The sequence below is a fragment of the Enterobacter sp. CRENT-193 genome, assembly GCF_002787395.1.
Taxonomy (GTDB): domain Bacteria; phylum Pseudomonadota; class Gammaproteobacteria; order Enterobacterales; family Enterobacteriaceae; genus Enterobacter; species Enterobacter hormaechei_C.
The window spans coordinates 183,262-200,896 of sequence record NZ_CP024813.1 but is presented as its reverse complement, the minus strand read 5'-3'; the positions used below and the strand labels follow the sequence as shown (position 1 = coordinate 200,896).

The 17,635-nt window shown below is 52.2% G+C and carries 16 protein-coding genes and 3 pseudogenes; 10 read left to right on the top strand and 9 right to left on the bottom strand.

The features are described 5' to 3' along the window. Positions 1-103: 103 nt before the first annotated feature. Together CU081_RS25195 and CU081_RS25190 are read right to left on the bottom strand one after the other, a co-directional pair. Positions 104-1,309 carry a hypothetical protein gene (locus tag CU081_RS25195; protein WP_001572381.1) on the bottom strand — a complete coding sequence of 402 codons (1,206 nt, stop codon included), beginning with the start codon at positions 1,307-1,309 and terminating at the stop codon, positions 104-106. Further along, the gene (locus tag CU081_RS25190; RefSeq protein WP_000193209.1) at positions 1,306-2,124 is read right to left on the bottom strand and encodes a DUF4942 domain-containing protein; all 819 of its coding nucleotides are present in this window, start codon (positions 2,122-2,124) and stop codon (positions 1,306-1,308) included. The genes CU081_RS25195 and CU081_RS25190 overlap by 4 nt, the downstream gene beginning before the upstream one ends. A 204-nt stretch (positions 2,125-2,328) precedes the next feature. On the opposite strand from CU081_RS25190, the gene CU081_RS26365 reads away from it, so the two are divergent. Continuing rightward, positions 2,329-2,496 carry a hypothetical protein gene (locus CU081_RS26365; protein ID WP_001572379.1) on the top strand — a complete coding sequence of 56 codons (168 nt, stop codon included), beginning with the start codon at positions 2,329-2,331 and terminating at the stop codon, positions 2,494-2,496. A 93-nt stretch (positions 2,497-2,589) separates the two neighbouring features. On the opposite strand, the gene rcnR is transcribed toward CU081_RS26365, so the two are convergent. Beyond that, positions 2,590-2,862: a Ni(II)/Co(II)-binding transcriptional repressor RcnR gene (rcnR, locus tag CU081_RS25185; RefSeq protein ID WP_000019951.1), complete on the bottom strand. Its 273-nt coding sequence runs from the start codon at positions 2,860-2,862 to the stop codon at positions 2,590-2,592. 122 nt (positions 2,863-2,984) lie between these two features. Here rcnR and CU081_RS25180 point away from each other — a divergent pair, with 122 nt between their 5' ends. Continuing rightward, positions 2,985-4,100 carry a nickel/cobalt efflux protein RcnA gene (locus CU081_RS25180; RefSeq protein ID WP_001572377.1) on the top strand — a complete coding sequence of 372 codons (1,116 nt, stop codon included), beginning with the start codon at positions 2,985-2,987 and terminating at the stop codon, positions 4,098-4,100. A gap of 257 nt (positions 4,101-4,357) precedes the next feature. Here CU081_RS25180 and CU081_RS25175 read toward each other — a convergent pair whose 3' ends face one another. The 4 genes and pseudogenes from CU081_RS25175 to catA all read right to left on the bottom strand — a co-directional run bounded on the left by CU081_RS25175 (position 4,358) and on the right by catA (position 7,646). Beyond that, positions 4,358-4,792, bottom strand: coding sequence for a hypothetical protein (locus tag CU081_RS25175; RefSeq protein ID WP_000723070.1), 435 nt, complete (start codon positions 4,790-4,792; stop codon positions 4,358-4,360). 217 nt (positions 4,793-5,009) lie between these two features. After that, positions 5,010-6,224 (bottom strand): annotated as a pseudogene (pcoS, locus tag CU081_RS25170) (copper resistance membrane spanning protein PcoS); the annotation flags it as partial. Between the two features lie 16 nt (positions 6,225-6,240). Beyond that, a protein-coding gene (locus tag CU081_RS25165) for an IS1-like element IS1B family transposase (RefSeq protein WP_095033700.1) occupies positions 6,241-6,938 on the bottom strand; the annotation gives its coding sequence in 2 pieces (ribosomal slippage) (positions 6,241-6,689 and positions 6,689-6,938; 699 coding nt in all). A gap of 33 nt (positions 6,939-6,971) precedes the next feature. Beyond that, positions 6,972-7,646: a type A chloramphenicol O-acetyltransferase gene (gene catA, locus CU081_RS25155; RefSeq protein WP_031942326.1), complete on the bottom strand. Its 675-nt coding sequence runs from the start codon at positions 7,644-7,646 to the stop codon at positions 6,972-6,974. A gap of 278 nt (positions 7,647-7,924) precedes the next feature. On the opposite strand from catA, the gene CU081_RS25140 reads away from it, so the two are divergent. After that, a protein-coding gene (locus CU081_RS25140; protein ID WP_095033700.1) for an IS1-like element IS1B family transposase occupies positions 7,925-8,622 on the top strand; the annotation gives its coding sequence in 2 pieces (ribosomal slippage) (positions 7,925-8,174 and positions 8,174-8,622; 699 coding nt in all). A 142-nt stretch (positions 8,623-8,764) separates the two neighbouring features. Here CU081_RS25140 and aadA1 read toward each other — a convergent pair. Continuing rightward, complete coding sequence (gene aadA1 / locus CU081_RS25135) at positions 8,765-9,556, bottom strand: ANT(3'')-Ia family aminoglycoside nucleotidyltransferase AadA1 (protein ID WP_046622360.1); 792 nt, start codon at positions 9,554-9,556, stop codon at positions 8,765-8,767. A 145-nt stretch (positions 9,557-9,701) separates the two neighbouring features. On the opposite strand from aadA1, the gene intI1 reads away from it, so the two are divergent. The 4 genes and pseudogenes from intI1 (at position 9,702) to CU081_RS25110 (ending at position 14,391) form a co-directional block, all read left to right on the top strand. Continuing rightward, a complete protein-coding gene (gene intI1 / locus CU081_RS25130; protein ID WP_000845039.1) occupies positions 9,702-10,715 on the top strand; it encodes a class 1 integron integrase IntI1 in 1,014 nt (337 codons plus the stop codon). Positions 10,716-10,785: 70 nt separating this feature from the next. Further along, positions 10,786-11,490 (top strand): IS6-like element IS26 family transposase, encoded by a 705-nt coding sequence (locus tag CU081_RS25125; protein ID WP_001067855.1) that lies wholly within the window; start codon positions 10,786-10,788, stop codon positions 11,488-11,490. A gap of 51 nt (positions 11,491-11,541) precedes the next feature. After that, positions 11,542-13,308, top strand: a pseudogene (locus CU081_RS25115) (Tn3 family transposase); the annotation flags it as partial. A gap of 78 nt (positions 13,309-13,386) precedes the next feature. Next, entirely contained in the window at positions 13,387-14,391 is a 1,005-nt protein-coding gene (locus CU081_RS25110) for an IS110-like element IS5075 family transposase (RefSeq protein ID WP_000427619.1), read from the top strand. Positions 14,392-14,661: 270 nt separating this feature from the next. On the opposite strand, the pseudogene CU081_RS26695 reads toward CU081_RS25110, so the two are convergent. After that, a pseudogene (locus CU081_RS26695) lies at positions 14,662-14,748 on the bottom strand (Arm DNA-binding domain-containing protein); the annotation flags it as partial. Positions 14,749-15,077: 329 nt separating this feature from the next. Between CU081_RS26695 and sul2 the strand changes: the two are divergent. From sul2 to CU081_RS25085, 3 genes are read left to right on the top strand one after another with little or no spacing between them, the layout of a single operon-like run. Beyond that, positions 15,078-15,893, top strand: coding sequence for a sulfonamide-resistant dihydropteroate synthase Sul2 (gene sul2, locus CU081_RS25095; RefSeq protein ID WP_001043260.1), 816 nt, complete (start codon positions 15,078-15,080; stop codon positions 15,891-15,893). A gap of 60 nt (positions 15,894-15,953) precedes the next feature. Beyond that, the gene (gene aph(3'')-Ib, locus CU081_RS25090; protein WP_001082319.1) at positions 15,954-16,757 is read left to right on the top strand and encodes an aminoglycoside O-phosphotransferase APH(3'')-Ib; all 804 of its coding nucleotides are present in this window, start codon (positions 15,954-15,956) and stop codon (positions 16,755-16,757) included. After that, on the top strand, positions 16,757-17,593 hold the full coding sequence (locus tag CU081_RS25085) for an aminoglycoside O-phosphotransferase APH(6)-Id (RefSeq protein ID WP_000480968.1): 837 nt from the start codon (positions 16,757-16,759) through the stop codon (positions 17,591-17,593). The genes aph(3'')-Ib and CU081_RS25085 overlap by 1 nt, the downstream gene beginning before the upstream one ends. Positions 17,594-17,635: the final 42 nt, after the last annotated feature.

Sequence of the window (17,635 nt, the reverse complement as noted above, 5' to 3'; positions counted from 1 at the left end):
TTTGTTGACTGAAGGACGAAAACTCCTGCGGACGGGCTGAATGTCCGCAGAAGTTCTTATGTGCCAGGGGATGCAGAGAAGTGTATCAACCTGGCTTCATTTATCATGATGTTTTTCTGCTACGCGGCTGTTTTGACTTTCCAGTACCTCCCCCTGCCATTGCACCAGTTAATGTATCAATGGTGCCTTTCAGGGATTCTGAGATTGTTTTCTCCGCCTCCAGGGTAGCTTCCAGCTTCATTACTTTGGCCTGGAGCGTTTTGAGTTCATTGCTTTGTTCAGCCACTTCCGCTTCATAGCCCTGGCTGACCAAAGTTACTTTATTCAGGTCGGCGCTCAGCGACTCGTTTAGTTTATGGAGTTCAGTAAGTTCGGCATTCACCGCCACCAGGTCACCCTCTTTCCCGGACAGTGCACTTTTCAGCTCAGTACAAAGGTTCTGTGCAGCAATCAATTCCTGTTCAAACCTGTCCCTCTCTGCCTTTGTATCTGACACAGTCTGACTTAACTGGTCGCATTGTCTGGAAAGACCGGCGTTATCAGAACGCTGCGTGTTGATCTCTTCGTTCAGCTTTTTTTGATATTCAAGGTGACCAGCGATCTCTGTTTTACGTTCAGCCAGTTGCTGGGAGAGTGAGTCATTTGACTGCTGTGCGAGGCTCAATTCATGCCGTGTGCTATCTAACTGGTGATGGCAGGTTTCGAGTTCTGCTTCGGCAACATTCAGCCTTGTTTCTAACTCCTTGACGGTACTGTCCCGGATCTCTAATCGACCCTGTAGTGCCTGATTCTCAAGTTTCAGCTCATCCATATCGGTAGCGCTTTGCTCAAGCCGCTGTAACAGCTGCGTTACCTCCTCCTCCAGCTGCATGCTACGTGCTTCAGCTTTTTTAACACTATCATTCTGTATTGCGGTATAGCTTCTACGGTAGTGCCAGGTGATGTACGAGATAATATCGCCGAGTGCAACCTTTACCTCATCGGGTATATCCAGGTAACGGGCCTCTTCAGGAACCTCTTTAACATACTTCTGGTACTCCGCGAACATCTCCTGTGACCTTGCAAACGAGCCGCCAACAGCGTTTCTGAGCCAGTGAACTTTGAAGCTCAGATCGATATTTTCCGGGTTAATTTCTTTCTCTTTGCACAGACGTTCGATTGCATTGAAGTAATCGATCATCGCGATAGATGAGTACCTTGAACGACCCATTTCCTTTGATTTTTCAGTGGATTCGCTGCGGATGTCATTCTGCACCTCTGGCGGGGTAGCATCGTTCAGGCTTTTTTCTTTATCATTTTCAATCATCATTTTTTTCCTGCGGCCGGAAGCTGGTTTGCAAAATATATGCTGATAAGATCGTTCAGAGCATTCAGAAGCGAGATACTGTCGATGCAAATATGAACGTTTCCATTCTCAAACAGGCGACACCGCCAGCCATTCTCATCACTGACCTCGCCTGTGAATTCTGTATTTCTCATGGCCGTCAGCCTGTCGACCATACTCAGCCCACCGCCGGTTGCAGGTGTTGGAGTATCAGAACAGATGCATACAATATTCTCAAAGTCGCGTAAACAAAAGTGATTGTCCTGCGAGAAACCGTTGTACCTCAGCACGTTCACACCAGGAAAAATCCCCCGAAGAACAAGCTTTTTTGGCATTGTATATTGCCTGGCATTGCTTTTGAAACTTCGGTCAAGCTTGTTGAGAACATCAACGAAACCTTCTGCAAGGGTGTCTCGTCTGTTAGCCAGTGCATGCTGTAATGTTCCCTTAACAATCTCCAGGGAAGCGACGGGCGGATCCGTACGAAGGGATTCGTTAAAGGCTTCTTTTTGCTTATGGTTCCAGTACCGGTCCATACCTGTTTCTTCAAAGAGCCTTTTCCACGTTTTACGGTCAATTTCCTTACGCCCCTCCTCGATGGTGCGATCCAGTGACGACGGAAGACCAAATGCGTTGGGCTGCATAATTCTGCTGGTGAAGAGAGAGAGACCGCACAGTTCCGACGCTTCCGAGATTAACCGCATCCCTTCTTCGAATTTCTGCATGGCCATATCCCGGGCGCTGATGAGCTGCCCTGTCCGGCTCGCCGGTACTGGCTCAGAACCCTGGTTTTGAGTCATTTTACACTCCATTTTGGTATGTCAGAACATTTTGATTTGAGCAAAGGTAGGTGTACACAGACATTAAAGTTGTCTCCTTTAACATGAAAAAGACTTTAAAGTTGTCTACTTCTTCAGATAGACCTACTTAACAGGATACTAAGTAGGTCATCTCCTTTCTCGCGTAGCATCTCTCGACGTTCACAGCAGAGGACACGTTTCAAAATGTCATCCAAAATTTTTTTCCATTATCTGACGTTGGGTGATTTTGATGGTCAGCGAGTAGAGGCTTTAACAATGTGGGTTGCCCTGAGCAAAGTAAGGGAAGTAGATGTACCAGAAATGTACGCGTTGCCTTGCATGAAGGGGGGCATCTTAAAGCTCATTGATTAAACAAACTCACTATGCCGCTACAAACAGCCCAAAACCGTCACTTGATAACGTGTTATTTAGATAAATTAATGCTCAGGGCTTTTAGCCAAACTGTCACTTGATGTAAGAATCCAGAACCTTCAGCACAACGTCCAGGTCTTCTTCTCGTTTCTGTTCTTCACTTTCATGAACAATATGTTCAGTCAAATGTCCTTTAATCACTTCACGCAATAAACCATTCACGGCACCACGTATGGCGGCTATTTGTTGCAGTACAGCGGCACATTCGTGAGGTTCATCAAGCATTTTTTTCAGCGCAGCAACCTGCCCCTGGATCTTGCTTGTACGTGCTTTCAGTTTTTGTTTATCGCGGATGGTATGTGACATGTGGGCTCTCACTCTCCTGGATATTTTATGTAACTATACCAGCGTTATTCTACTGGGGGGTAGTATATTTTACTGGGGGGGAGTAGAATCCGGCCTACACTTAATAACCAAGAATGATTCTCATGAACGAATTTACGACACTTCTTCAGCAAGGCAACGCATGGTTTTTCATCCCCAGCGCCATTCTGCTTGGCGCGCTTCATGGACTGGAGCCCGGGCACTCCAAAACAATGATGGCAGCATTCATCATTGCTATAAAAGGCACCGTACGTCAGGCCGTGATGCTGGGTGTCGCGGCAACATTGTCGCACACTGCAGTCGTATGGCTGATTGCTTTTGGAGGGATGTATATCAGTAATAAATTTACCGCAGAATCAGCCGAACCCTGGCTACAGATGGTCTCTTCAGTGATCATCCTTGGTACGGCTTTTTGGATGTTCTGGCGAACCTGGAGCGGTGAGAAAAACTGGCTGGAGGGAATGCAGGAGAATGAACATCATCACCATGACGAAACAAGGTTGATCGATACTGGCCATGGAAAAGTTGAACTGTCCATTTTTGAAGAAGGACAACTTCCCCACTGGCGGCTACGCACTCTTAGTGGCCAAAGATGGGCTTCTGAAGATATCTCATTAACCACACTTCGGGAAAACAGTACGATCTCTCAGACTTTTGAATTTGTTGATCATGGTGATTATCTGGAGTCAACATCTCCCATCCCTGAGCCTCACAGTTTCAACGTACGTCTGTCTCTGGGACATCGTGGTCATGTCCATGACTATGATGTGGCGTTCGCTGAACACGACCATGACCATGACCACTCTGAGCTTGATGGGCTGGATGTGAATTCGAAAGAGTATCAGGACGCTCACGAACTGGCTCATGCCAATGACATAAAACGCCGCTTCGACGGGAAAGAAGTAACCAACGGGCAAATCCTGATATTTGGACTGACAGGAGGGCTTATCCCTTGCCCGGCAGCTATAACTGTATTGTTGATCTGCCTTCAGCTTAAAGCGCTTACGCTGGGTGCCACACTGGTTGTTTGTTTCAGTATCGGCCTGGCATTGACCCTCGTAACGGTTGGAGTGGGTGCGGCGATCAGCGTTCGTCAGGTCGCCAAACGCTGGAGTGGCTTCAATACCATCGCCAGAAGAGCCCCCTATATTTCAAGCGCCCTGATTGCTGCTGTTGGGATTTACATGGGTATACATGGCTGGAATGGGCTGGTGCATTAACACCGGTACTGATGACACACACTCTGGGTACTTACAAAGTACATCCTAAGCGCCACCGTTGAGGTTATGAGCAGAAAAACCCGGAATATAAAGCTGCTCTTTCCGGGACTTGTTGCTGAGGCAGGGATTAAGTAACTGATTAAATCCATTCCCATAAGACTCAATGATAAATGAAAGAATAAAAAAAACGCTCCCGGACGGGAGCGTAAGCCAGTGACTTCGGCGTCAAATGAGGGTCTAACAAGTGGAGCTGCGGGTTAATTCTGGGTGATCTGGCTGCGATGCTTTTCAGCCTGCTGCTGATGAATAACGGAAGACTGACCATTATTCGCCTTCTCGTGCACAACAGCGGCTTTTTCATGCTCGTTCATTTCTGAAAATGACGTTGCTGATTCGTTGGTGGCCCCTGGTTTGCCTTTCATCATTTTTTTATGCATCTCCGCCATGTCCTGGTGGGCAGAAGCGTTGCCGTTTTGCATCATTTCATGGGACATTGCAGCCTGATCGTGTCCGCTCATATCCATCATTGTCATACTGTCTCCCTGAACAGCGCTTTTTTCAGAGGTTGACTGCATCTGATGGGCGGGTGCCTGGGCATTATTTACCTGGTCATGCATGTTCATTGTCTCTGCAGCCATGGCGGATGAAGCGACAGCCATAATGGCAACAAATGATACAAGGATCTTTTTCATGGTTGGGTCTCCGGTGTTTTCATACCCAAACAATCAACGGCTTATAACAGAGAAAGCATTTGATCTCAGGGCGGGTTATTCATCACTCCAGGAACCAGGCGATTGCGTTATCACTCTGCTCCTGATTTATGTATGATTATAAAAAACCGCCTCTGTTTATCGCGTGACTGAATGATGACAATTTTGTCACCTTCCAGGTTTCTCCTGAAGAACGGGATTAATCCATTAACAGGCGCACACTGAACACAATTTCCCGCCCCTGCTGTTCTGCTGACAGCTCGCCGCCATGAGCATGAATGATCGACCTTGTAATTGATAATCCCAGCCCCGCGCCTTCCGTGTTGTGGACCCTTGATGAATCAGCTCGATAGAACCGATCAAACAAACGTTCCAGATTAGCGGGAACCTGGCCGGACATCGTATTCGTAATCATCACGTTCACACAGTCACTGTCACGCTCAAGGTGTATCGCTGTACAGGTGTTATCGGGAGAATACTTGATTGCATTGGAAAGCAGGTTACTGAAAGCACGTCGCAGCATATCGCTGTCTCCGGCAACAACGCCCTCTCCTTCAACGGTGATTGTCTTTCCTGTTTCGTCTGCCAGAGGCTCGAACAGCTCACGTAATTCATTCAGTTCGGCGGCCAGATCCACATCATGTTTATCCAGCTGCAGCAGACCATGCTCTGAACGTGCCAGAAAAAGCATATCACTGGTCATTCGTGACAACCTTTTCAGTTCTTCCAGGTAAGCGAATAAGATTTCGCGGTAATGCGAAACATCCCTTTCCTTAGCCAGTGCAAACTGCGTCTGCATCATCAGATTACTGACCGCTGTGCGCAGCTCATGCGCGATGTCAGACGAGAAATCTGACAGTTTCCGGAATGACCCCTCCAGGCGATCGAACATGTTATTGAACTCCTGCATGGTCTCAGAAATTTCCGGCGGAGCCAAATCGGGATTAAGACGCTGATCCAGGCTGTGTACGGTCATGGAGGAAGCCAGACTGGTCATTTCCCGTAGCGGTTTCAGACCAATACGTGTGGTCAGCCAGCCCAGAAAAACAGAAATAAAGACCAGACCGATATTGAACCAGAACAGCCAGGTACTGAGCTTATCCATAAACAGGGTGTGATACCCAGTATCCGTGGCAACCGTAATGATGACATGTTTGCTTTTACCCTGTTCCGGCGTCACGGCAACCCGCCGCGAGATACTGCGGTACACGGTGTTATTTTCTTCCGTCTGGATCATATAGTCGAGAATATCACCCGACTTATTAAGCAGGACCGCTGGAACAACAGAATTTTTGGCATAGAGTTCAACAATTTTTTCATTTTCCATGTTTTTTATAGAAATGAATAAACCATTGTGCCCTACCATCGCATCGTTTATTTTTTCTGATAATGACTTAATATCCGTTTTGTTCCGGGGTAATGACTCCAACTTATTGATAGTGTTTTATGTTCAGATAATGCCCGATGACTTTGTCATGCAGCTCCACCGATTTTGAGAACGACAGCGACTTCCGTCCCAGCCGTGCCAGGTGCTGCCTCAGATTCAGGTTATGCCGCTCAATTCGCTGCGTATATCGCTTGCTGATTACGTGCAGCTTTCCCTTCAGGCGGGATTCATACAGCGGCCAGCCATCCGTCATCCATATCACCACGTCAAAGGGTGACAGCAGGCTCATAAGACGCCCCAGCGTCGCCATCGTGCGTTCACCGAATACGTGCGCAACAACCGTCTTCCGGAGCCTGTCATACGCGTAAAACAGCCAGCGCTGGCGCGATTTAGCCCCGACGTATCCCCACTGTTCGTCCATTTCCGCGCAGACGATGACGTCACTGCCCGGCTGTATGCGCGAGGTTACCGACTGCGGCCTGAGTTTTTTAAATGGCGGAAAATCGTGTTGAGGCCAACGCCCATAATGCGGGCGGTTGCCCGGCATCCAACGCCATTCATGGCCATATCAATGATTTTCTGGTGCGTACCGGGTTGAGAAGCGGTGTAAGTGAACTGCAGTTGCCATGTTTTACGGCAGTGAGAGCAGAGATAGCGCTGATGTCCGGCAGTGCTTTTGCCGTTACGCACCACCCCGTCAGTAGCTGAACAGGAGGGACAGCTGATAGAAACAGAAGCCACTGGAGCACCTCAAAAACACCATCATACACTAAATCAGTAAGTTGGCAGCATCACCCCGCCCTGCCACTCATCGCAGTACTGTTGTAATTCATTAAGCATTCTGCCGACATGGAAGCCATCACAAACGGCATGATGAACCTGAATCGCCAGCGGCATCAGCACCTTGTCGCCTTGCGTATAATATTTGCCCATGGTGAAAACGGGGGCGAAGAAGTTGTCCATATTGGCCACGTTTAAATCAAAACTGGTGAAACTCACCCAGGGATTGGCTGAGACGAAAAACATATTCTCAATAAACCCTTTAGGGAAATAGGCCAGGTTTTCACCGTAACACGCCACATCTTGCGAATATATGTGTAGAAACTGCCGGAAATCGTCGTGGTATTCACTCCAGAGCGATGAAAACGTTTCAGTTTGCTCATGGAAAACGGTGTAACAAGGGTGAACACTATCCCATATCACCAGCTCACCGTCTTTCATTGCCATACGGAATTCCGGATGAGCATTCATCAGGCGGGCAAGAATGTGAATAAAGGCCGGATAAAACTTGTGCTTATTTTTCTTTACGGTCTTTAAAAAGGCCGTAATATCCAGCTGAACGGTCTGGTTATAGGTACATTGAGCAACTGACTGAAATGCCTCAAAATGTTCTTTACGATGCCATTGGGATATATCAACGGTGGTATATCCAGTGATTTTTTTCTCCATTTTAGCTTCCTTAGCTCCTGAAAATCTCGATAACTCAAAAAATACGCCCGGTAGTGATCTTATTTCATTATGGTGAAAGTTGGAACCTCTTACGTGCCGATCAACGTCTCATTTTCGCCAAAAGTTGGCCCAGGGCTTCCCGGTATCAACAGGGACACCAGGATTTATTTATTCTGCGAAGTGATCTTCCGTCACAGGTATTTATTCGGCGCAAAGTGCGTCGGGTGATGCTGCCAACTTACTGATTTAGTGTATGATGGTGTTTTTGAGGTGCTCCAGTGGCTTCTGTTTCTATCAGCTGTCCCTCCTGTTCAGCTACTGACGGGGTGGTGCGTAACGGCAAAAGCACCGCCGGACATCAGCGCTATCTCTGCTCTCACTGCCGTAAAACATGGCAACTGCAGTTCACTTACACCGCTTCTCAACCCGGTACGCACCAGAAAATCATTGATATGGCCATGAATGGCGTTGGATGCCGGGCAACCGCCCGCATTATGGGCGTTGGCCTCAACACGATTTTCCGCCATTTAAAAAACTCAGGCCGCAGTCGGTAACCTCGCGCATACAGCCGGGCAGTGACGTCATCGTCTGCGCGGAAATGGACGAACAGTGGGGATACGTCGGGGCTAAATCGCGCCAGCGCTGGCTGTTTTACGCGTATGACAGGCTCCGGAAGACGGTTGTTGCGCACGTATTCGGTGAACGCACGATGGCGACGCTGGGGCGTCTTATGAGCCTGCTGTCACCCTTTGACGTGGTGATATGGATGACGGATGGCTGGCCGCTGTATGAATCCCGCCTGAAGGGAAAGCTGCACGTAATCAGCAAGCGATATACGCAGCGAATTGAGCGGCATAACCTGAATCTGAGGCAGCACCTGGCACGGCTGGGACGGAAGTCGCTGTCGTTCTCAAAATCGGTGGAGCTGCATGACAAAGTCATCGGGCATTATCTGAACATAAAACACTATCAATAAGTTGGAGTCATTACCCGCTTAAAAATAATAAAAGCAGACTTGACCTGATAGTTTGGCTGTGAGCAATTATGTGCTTAGTGCATCTAACGCTTGAGTTAAGCCGCGCCGCGAAGCGGCGTCGGCTTGAACGAATTGTTAGACATTATTTGCCGACTACCTTGGTGATCTCGCCTTTCACGTAGTGAACAAATTCTTCCAACTGATCTGCGCGCGAGGCCAAGCGATCTTCTTCTTGTCCAAGATAAGCCTGTCTAGCTTCAAGTATGACGGGCTGATACTGGGCCGGCAGGCGCTCCATTGCCCAGTCGGCAGCGACATCCTTCGGCGCGATTTTGCCGGTTACTGCGCTGTACCAAATGCGGGACAACGTAAGCACTACATTTCGCTCATCGCCAGCCCAGTCGGGCGGCGAGTTCCATAGCGTTAAGGTTTCATTTAGCGCCTCAAATAGATCCTGTTCAGGAACCGGATCAAAGAGTTCCTCCGCCGCTGGACCTACCAAGGCAACGCTATGTTCTCTTGCTTTTGTCAGCAAGATAGCCAGATCAATGTCGATCGTGGCTGGCTCGAAGATACCTGCAAGAATGTCATTGCGCTGCCATTCTCCAAATTGCAGTTCGCGCTTAGCTGGATAACGCCACGGAATGATGTCGTCGTGCACAACAATGGTGACTTCTACAGCGCGGAGAATCTCGCTCTCTCCAGGGGAAGCCGAAGTTTCCAAAAGGTCGTTGATCAAAGCTCGCCGCGTTGTTTCATCAAGCCTTACGGTCACCGTAACCAGCAAATCAATATCACTGTGTGGCTTCAGGCCGCCATCCACTGCGGAGCCGTACAAATGTACGGCCAGCAACGTCGGTTCGAGATGGCGCTCGATGACGCCAACTACCTCTGATAGTTGAGTCGATACTTCGGCGATCATCGCTTCCCTCATGATGTTTAACTTTGTTTTAGGGCGACTGCCCTGCTGCGTAACATCGTTGCTGCTCCATAACATCAAACATCGACCCACGGCGTAACGCGCTTGCTGCTTGGATGCCCGAGGCATAGACTGTACAAAAAAACAGTCATAACAAGCCATGAAAACCGCCACTGCGCCGTTACCACCGCTGCGTTCGGTCAAGGTTCTGGACCAGTTGCGTGAGCGCATACGCTACTTGCATTACAGCTTACCAACCGAACAGGCTTATGTCCACTGGGTTCGTGCCTTCATCCGTTTCCACGGTGTGCGTCACCCGGCAACCTTGGGCAGCAGCGAAGTCGAGGCATTTCTGTCCTGGCTGGCGAACGAGCGCAAGGTTTCGGTCTCCACGCATCGTCAGGCATTGGCGGCCTTGCTGTTCTTCTACGGCAAGGTGCTGTGCACGGATCTGCCCTGGCTTCAGGAGATCGGAAGACCTCGGCCGTCGCGGCGCTTGCCGGTGGTGCTGACCCCGGATGAAGTGGTTCGCATCCTCGGTTTTCTGGAAGGCGAGCATCGTTTGTTCGCCCAGCTTCTGTATGGAACGGGCATGCGGATCAGTGAGGGTTTGCAACTGCGGGTCAAGGATCTGGATTTCGATCACGGCACGATCATCGTGCGGGAGGGCAAGGGCTCCAAGGATCGGGCCTTGATGTTACCCGAGAGCTTGGCACCCAGCCTGCGCGAGCAGCTGTCGCGTGCACGGGCATGGTGGCTGAAGGACCAGGCCGAGGGCCGCAGCGGCGTTGCGCTTCCCGACGCCCTTGAGCGGAAGTATCCGCGCGCCGGGCATTCCTGGCCGTGGTTCTGGGTTTTTGCGCAGCACACGCATTCGACCGATCCACGGAGCGGTGTCGTGCGTCGCCATCACATGTATGACCAGACCTTTCAGCGCGCCTTCAAACGTGCCGTAGAACAAGCAGGCATCACGAAGCCCGCCACACCGCACACCCTCCGCCACTCGTTCGCGACGGCCTTGCTCCGCAGCGGTTACGACATTCGAACCGTGCAGGATCTGCTCGGCCATTCCGACGTCTCTACGACGATGATTTACACGCATGTGCTGAAAGTTGGCGGTGCCGGAGTGCGCTCACCGCTTGATGCGCTGCCGCCCCTCACTAGTGAGAGGTAGGGCAGCGGGCACTGTTGCAAATAGTCGGTGGTGATAAACTTATCATCCCCTTTTGCTGATGGAGCTGCACATGAACCCATTCAAAGGCCGGCATTTTCAGCGTGACATCATTCTGTGGGCCGTACGCTGGTACTGCAAATACGGCATCAGTTACCGTGAGCTGCAGGAGATGCTGGCTGAACGCGGAGTGAATGTCGATCACTCCACGATTTACCGCTGGGTTCAGCGTTATGCGCCTGAAATGGAAAAACGGCTGCGCTGGTACTGGCGTAACCCTTCCGATCTTTGCCCGTGGCACATGGATGAAACCTACGTGAAGGTCAATGGCCGCTGGGCGTATCTGTACCGGGCCGTCGACAGCCGGGGCCGCACTGTCGATTTTTATCTCTCCTCCCGTCGTAACAGCAAAGCTGCATACCGGTTTCTGGGTAAAATCCTCAACAACGTGAAGAAGTGGCAGATCCCGCGATTCATCAACACGGATAAAGCGCCCGCCTATGGTCGCGCGCTTGCTCTGCTCAAACGCGAAGGCCGGTGCCCGTCTGACGTTGAACACCGACAGATTAAGTACCGGAACAACGTGATTGAATGCGATCATGGCAAACTGAAACGGATAATCGGCGCCACGCTGGGATTTAAATCCATGAAGACGGCTTACGCCACCATCAAAGGTATTGAGGTGATGCGTGCACTACGCAAAGGCCAGGCCTCAGCATTTTATTATGGTGATCCCCTGGGCGAAATGCGCCTGGTAAGCAGAGTTTTTGAAATGTAAGGCCTTTGAATAAGACAAAAGGCTGCCTCATCGCTAACTTTGCAACAGTGCCAGCTGCGGGCCGCTCCCGCCGCGAAGGACGTGCTCGACGCCATCGAGGTGCTGCGCGGCATGAACAGCGACAACGCCCGCAAGGTGCCCGCCGACGCGCCGACCGAGTTCATCAAGCCGCGCTGGCAGAAGCTGGTCATGACCGACACCGGCATCGACCGGCGCTACTACGAACTGTGCGCGCTGTCGGAGATGAAGAACGCGTTGCGTTCCGGCGACATCTGGGTGCAGGGGTCGCGCCAGTTCAAGGACTTCGAGGACTACCTGGTGCCGCCCGCGAAATTCGCCAGCCTCAAGCAGGCCAGCGAATTGCCGCTGGCCGTGGCCACCGACTGCAACCGGTACCTGAACGACCGGCTGACGCTGCTGGAAACACAGCTTGCCACCGTCAACCGTATGGCGACGGCCAACGAGCTGCCGGACGCCATCATCACCGAGTCAGGCTTGAAGATCACGCCGCTCGACGCGGCGGTACCCGACACCGCCCAAGCGCTGATCGACCAGACGGCAATGATCCTGCCGCACGTCAAGATCACCGAACTGCTGCTGGAGGTGGACGAATGGACGGGCTTCACTCGGCATTTCGCGCATCTGAAATCGGGCGACCCGGCCAAAGACAAGAACCTGTTGCTGACCACGATCCTCGCCGACGCGATCAACCTGGGCCTGACCAAGATGGCGGAGTCTTGCCCCGGCACGACCTACGCCAAGCTGGCTTGGCTGCAAGCCTGGCACATCCGCGACGAAACCTACGGGGCGGCGCTGGCCGATCTGGTCAACGCACAGTTCCGCCATCCCTTCGCCGAGCACTGGGGCGACGGCACCACCTCATCGTCGGACGGCCAGAACTTCCGCACCGGCAGCAAGGCCGAGAGCACCGGCCACATCAACCCGAAATACGGGAGCAGCCCAGGGCGGACGTTCTACACCCACATTTCTGACCAGTACGCGCCATTTCACACCAAGGTCGTGAACGTCGGCGTGCGCGATTCGACCTACGTGCTCGACGGCCTGCTGTACCACGAGTCCGACTTGCGGATCGAGGAGCATTACACCGACACGGCGGGCTTCACCGATCACGTCTTCGCCCTGATGCACCTCCTGGGCTTCCGCTTCGCGCCGCGCATCCGCGACCTGGGCGACACCAAGCTCTACATCCCGAAGGGCGACGCCGCCTATGACGCGCTGAAACCCATGATCGGCGGCACGCTCAACATCAAGCACGTCCGCGCCCATTGGGACGAAATCCTGCGGCTGGCCACCTCGATCAAGCAGGGCACGGTGACGGCCTCCCTGATGCTCCGAAAGCTCGGCAGCTACCCACGCCAGAACGGCCTGGCCGTGGCGCTCCGCGAGCTGGGCCGCATCGAGCGCACGCTGTTCATCCTGGACTGGCTGCAAAGCGTGGAACTGCGCCGCCGCGTGCATGCCGGCCTGAACAAGGGCGAGGCGCGCAATGCGCTGGCCAGGGCAGTGTTTTTCAACCGCCTGGGTGAAATCCGCGACCGCAGTTTCGAGCAGCAGCGCTACCGGGCTAGCGGCCTCAATCTGGTAACGGCTGCCGTCGTGTTGTGGAACACGGTCTATCTGGAACGGGCTGCGCACGCGCTGCGTGGCAACGGCCATGCCGTTGATGACGCGCTGTTGCAGTACCTGTCGCCGCTCGGTTGGGAGCACATCAACCTCACCGGCGATTACCTCTGGCGCAGCAGCGCCAAGATCGGCGCGGGCAAGTTCAGGCCGCTACGACCGCTGCAACCGGCTTAGCGTGCTTTATTTAATGAGATGGTCACTCCCTCCTTCCCAGTACTATGCTGAGGACAGGCTTTCATTCGGAGAACCATCATGGAAAACATTGCGCTTATTGGTATCGATCTGGGTAAGAACTCTTTCCATATTCATTGTCAGGATCATCGTGGGAAGGCCGTTTACCGTAAAAAATTCACCCGACCAAAGCTAATCGAATTTCTGGCGACATGCCCGGCAACAACCATCGCGATGGAAGCCTGTGGCGGTTCTCACTTTATGGCACGCAAGCTGGAAGAGTTAGGGCATTTTCCAAAGCTGATATCACCGCAATTTGTCCGCCCATTCGTTAAAAGCAACAAAAATGACTTCGTTGATGCTGAAGCTATCTGTGAAGCAGCATCACGTCCATCTATGCGTTTCGTGCAGCCCAGAACCGAATCTCAGCAGGCAATGCGAGCTCTGCATCGTGTCCGTGAATCCCTGGTTCAGGATAAGGTGAAAACAACTAATCAGATGCATGCTTTTCTGCTGGAATTTGGTATCAGCGTTCCGCGAGGTGCTGCCGTTATTAGTCGACTGAGTACCCTTCTTGAGGACAGTAGTTTGCCTCTTTATCTCAGCCAGTTACTGCTGAAATTACAACAGCATTATCACTATCTTGTTGAGCAGATTAAAGATCTGGAATCTCAGTTGAAACGAAAGTTGGACGAAGATGAGGTTGGACAGCGCTTGCTGAGTATTCCCTGCGTTGGAACGCTGACTGCCAGTACTATTTCAACTGAGATTGGCGACGGGAAGCAGTACGCCAGCAGCCGTGACTTTGCGGCGGCAACAGGGCTGGTACCCCGACAGTACAGCACGGGAGGTCGGACGACATTGTTAGGGATTAGCAAGCGGGGCAACAAAAAGATCCGAACTTTGTTGGTTCAGTGTGCCAGGGTATTCATACAAAAACTGGAACACCAGTCTGGCAAGTTGGCCGACTGGGTCAGGGAGTTGTTGTGTCGGAAAAGCAACTTTGTCGTCACCTGTGCTCTGGCAAACAAGCTGGCCAGAATAGCCTGGGCACTGACGGCGCGACAGCAAACTTACGAAGCATAAAGGCAGAAATACACCAGTTTAAACAATCATTCATCTGGTTTTGCGAATACTGATATTGATGATACTAACGGCCCACCGGCCTGTTGAGGAACCTGTAAAACGGAAAGGCTCATTGAAGCCGTATATTTTCTGGAGGTTCATCAGGCGCGGAACTCATCGAGGCGCGGGAATAAAATCCCATTCAGACGCCGGATAGATTCAAGCAAGCCAACTTGTCGTCAAAATCGGTGTTGCAAAAACGGGAGTGACCATAGATTCGTTTTCTGAGGCGACCCCCACATAGAGACCTTCCCGGTCATTCACTTTGTAGAGTTTGTCCCTGGGCTTGAGATTGCGCAGCTTGGTATCGGTCAGCATGTACCTTGTCCTTCTTCGTCTCCGATACCCACTCTATTGTAAACAAGACATTTTTATCTTTTATATTCAATGGCTTATTTTCCTGCTAATTGGTAATACCATGAAAAATACCATGCTCAGAAAAGGCTTAACAATATTTTGAAAAATTGCCTACTGAGCGCTGCCGCACAGCTCCATAGGCCGCTTTCCTGGCTTTGCTTCCAGATGTATGCTATTCTGCTCCTGCAGCTAATGGAGCACCGCAAACAGGTTACTCGCCTGGGGATTCCCTTTCGACCCGAGCATCCGTATGAGACTCATGCTCGATTATTATTATTATAGAAGCCCCCATGAATAAATCGCTCATCATTTTCGGCATCGTCAACATAACCTCGGACAGTTTCTCCGATGGAGGCCGGTATCTGGCGCCAGACGCAGCCATTGCGCAGGCGCGTAAGCTGATGGCCGAGGGGGCAGATGTGATCGACCTCGGTCCGGCATCCAGCAATCCCGACGCCGCGCCTGTTTCGTCCGACACAGAAATCGCGCGTATCGCGCCGGTGCTGGACGCGCTCAAGGCAGATGGCATTCCCGTCTCGCTCGACAGTTATCAACCCGCGACGCAAGCCTATGCCTTGTCGCGTGGTGTGGCCTATCTCAATGATATTCGCGGTTTTCCAGACGCTGCGTTCTATCCGCAATTGGCGAAATCATCTGCCAAACTCGTCGTTATGCATTCGGTGCAAGACGGGCAGGCAGATCGGCGCGAGGCACCCGCTGGCGACATCATGGATCACATTGCGGCGTTCTTTGACGCGCGCATCGCGGCGCTGACGGGTGCCGGTATCAAACGCAACCGCCTTGTCCTTGATCCCGGCATGGGGTTTTTTCTGGGGGCTGCTCCCGAAACCTCGCTCTCGGTGCTGGCGCGGTTCGATGAATTGCGGCTGCGCTTCGATTTGCCGGTGCTTCTGTCTGTTTCGCGCAAATCCTTTCTGCGCGCGCTCACAGGCCGTGGTCCGGGGGATGTCGGGGCCGCGACACTCGCTGCAGAGCTTGCCGCCGCCGCAGGTGGAGCTGACTTCATCCGCACACACGAGCCGCGCCCCTTGCGCGACGGGCTGGCGGTATTGGCGGCGCTGAAAGAAACCGCAAGAATTCGTTAACTGCACATTCGGGATATTTCTCTATATTCGCGCTTCATCAGAAAACTGAAGGAACCTCCATTGAATCGAACTAATATTTTTTTTGGTGAATCGCATTCTGACTGGTTGCCTGTCAGAGGCGGAGAATCTGGTGATTTTGTTTTTCGACGTGGTGACGGGCATGCCTTCGCGAAAATCGCACCTGCTTCCCGCCGCGGTGAGCTCGCTGGAGAGCGTGACCGCCTCATTTGGCTCAAAGGTCGAGGTGTGGCTTGCCCCGAGGTCATCAACTGGCAGGAGGAACAGGAGGGTGCATGCTTGGTGATAACGGCAATTCCGGGAGTACCGGCGGCTGATCTGTCTGGAGCGGATTTGCTCAAAGCGTGGCCGTCAATGGGGCAGCAACTTGGCGCTGTTCACAGCCTATCGGTTGATCAATGTCCGTTTGAGCGCAGGCTGTCGCGAATGTTCGGACGCGCCGTTGATGTGGTGTCCCGCAATGCCGTCAATCCCGACTTCTTACCGGACGAGGACAAGAGTACGCCGCAGCTCGATCTTTTGGCTCGTGTCGAACGAGAGCTACCGGTGCGGCTCGACCAAGAGCGCACCGATATGGTTGTTTGCCATGGTGATCCCTGCATGCCGAACTTCATGGTGGACCCTAAAACTCTTCAATGCACGGGTCTGATCGACCTTGGGCGGCTCGGAACAGCAGATCGCTATGCCGATTTGGCACTCATGATTGCTAACGCCGAAGAGAACTGGGCAGCGCCAGATGAAGCAGAGCGCGCCTTCGCTGTCCTATTCAATGTATTGGGGATCGAAGCCCCCGACCGCGAACGCCTTGCCTTCTATCTGCGATTGGACCCTCTGACTTGGGGTTGATGTTCATGCCGCCTGTTTTTCCTGCTCATTGGCACGTTTCGCAACCTGTTCTCATTGCGGACACCTTTTCCAGCCTCGTTTGGAAAGTTTCATTGCCAGACGGGACTCCTGCAATCGTCAAGGGATTGAAACCTATAGAAGACATTGCTGATGAACTGCGCGGGGCCGACTATCTGGTATGGCGCAATGGGAGGGGAGCAGTCCGGTTGCTCGGTCGTGAGAACAATCTGATGTTGCTCGAATATGCCGGGGAGCGAATGCTCTCTCACATCGTTGCCGAGCACGGCGACTACCAGGCGACCGAAATTGCAGCGGAACTAATGGCGAAGCTGTATGCCGCATCTGAGGAACCCCTGCCTTCTGCCCTTCTCCCGATCCGGGATCGCTTTGCAGCTTTGTTTCAGCGGGCGCGCGATGATCAAAACGCAGGTTGTCAAACTGACTACGTCCACGCGGCGATTATAGCCGATCAAATGATGAGCAATGCCTCGGAACTGCGTGGGCTACATGGCGATCTGCATCATGAAAACATCATGTTCTCCAGTCGCGGCTGGCTGGTGATAGATCCCGTCGGTCTGGTCGGTGAAGTGGGCTTTGGCGCCGCCAATATGTTCTACGATCCGGCTGACAGAGACGACCTTTGTCTCGATCCTAGACGCATTGCACAGATGGCGGACGCATTCTCTCGTGCGCTGGACGTCGATCCGCGTCGCCTGCTCGACCAGGCGTACGCTTATGGGTGCCTTTCCGCAGCTTGGAACGCGGATGGAGAAGAGGAGCAACGCGATCTAGCTATCGCGGCCGCGATCAAGCAGGTGCGACAGACGTCATACTAGATATCAAGCGACTTCTCCTATCCCCTGGGAACACATCAATCT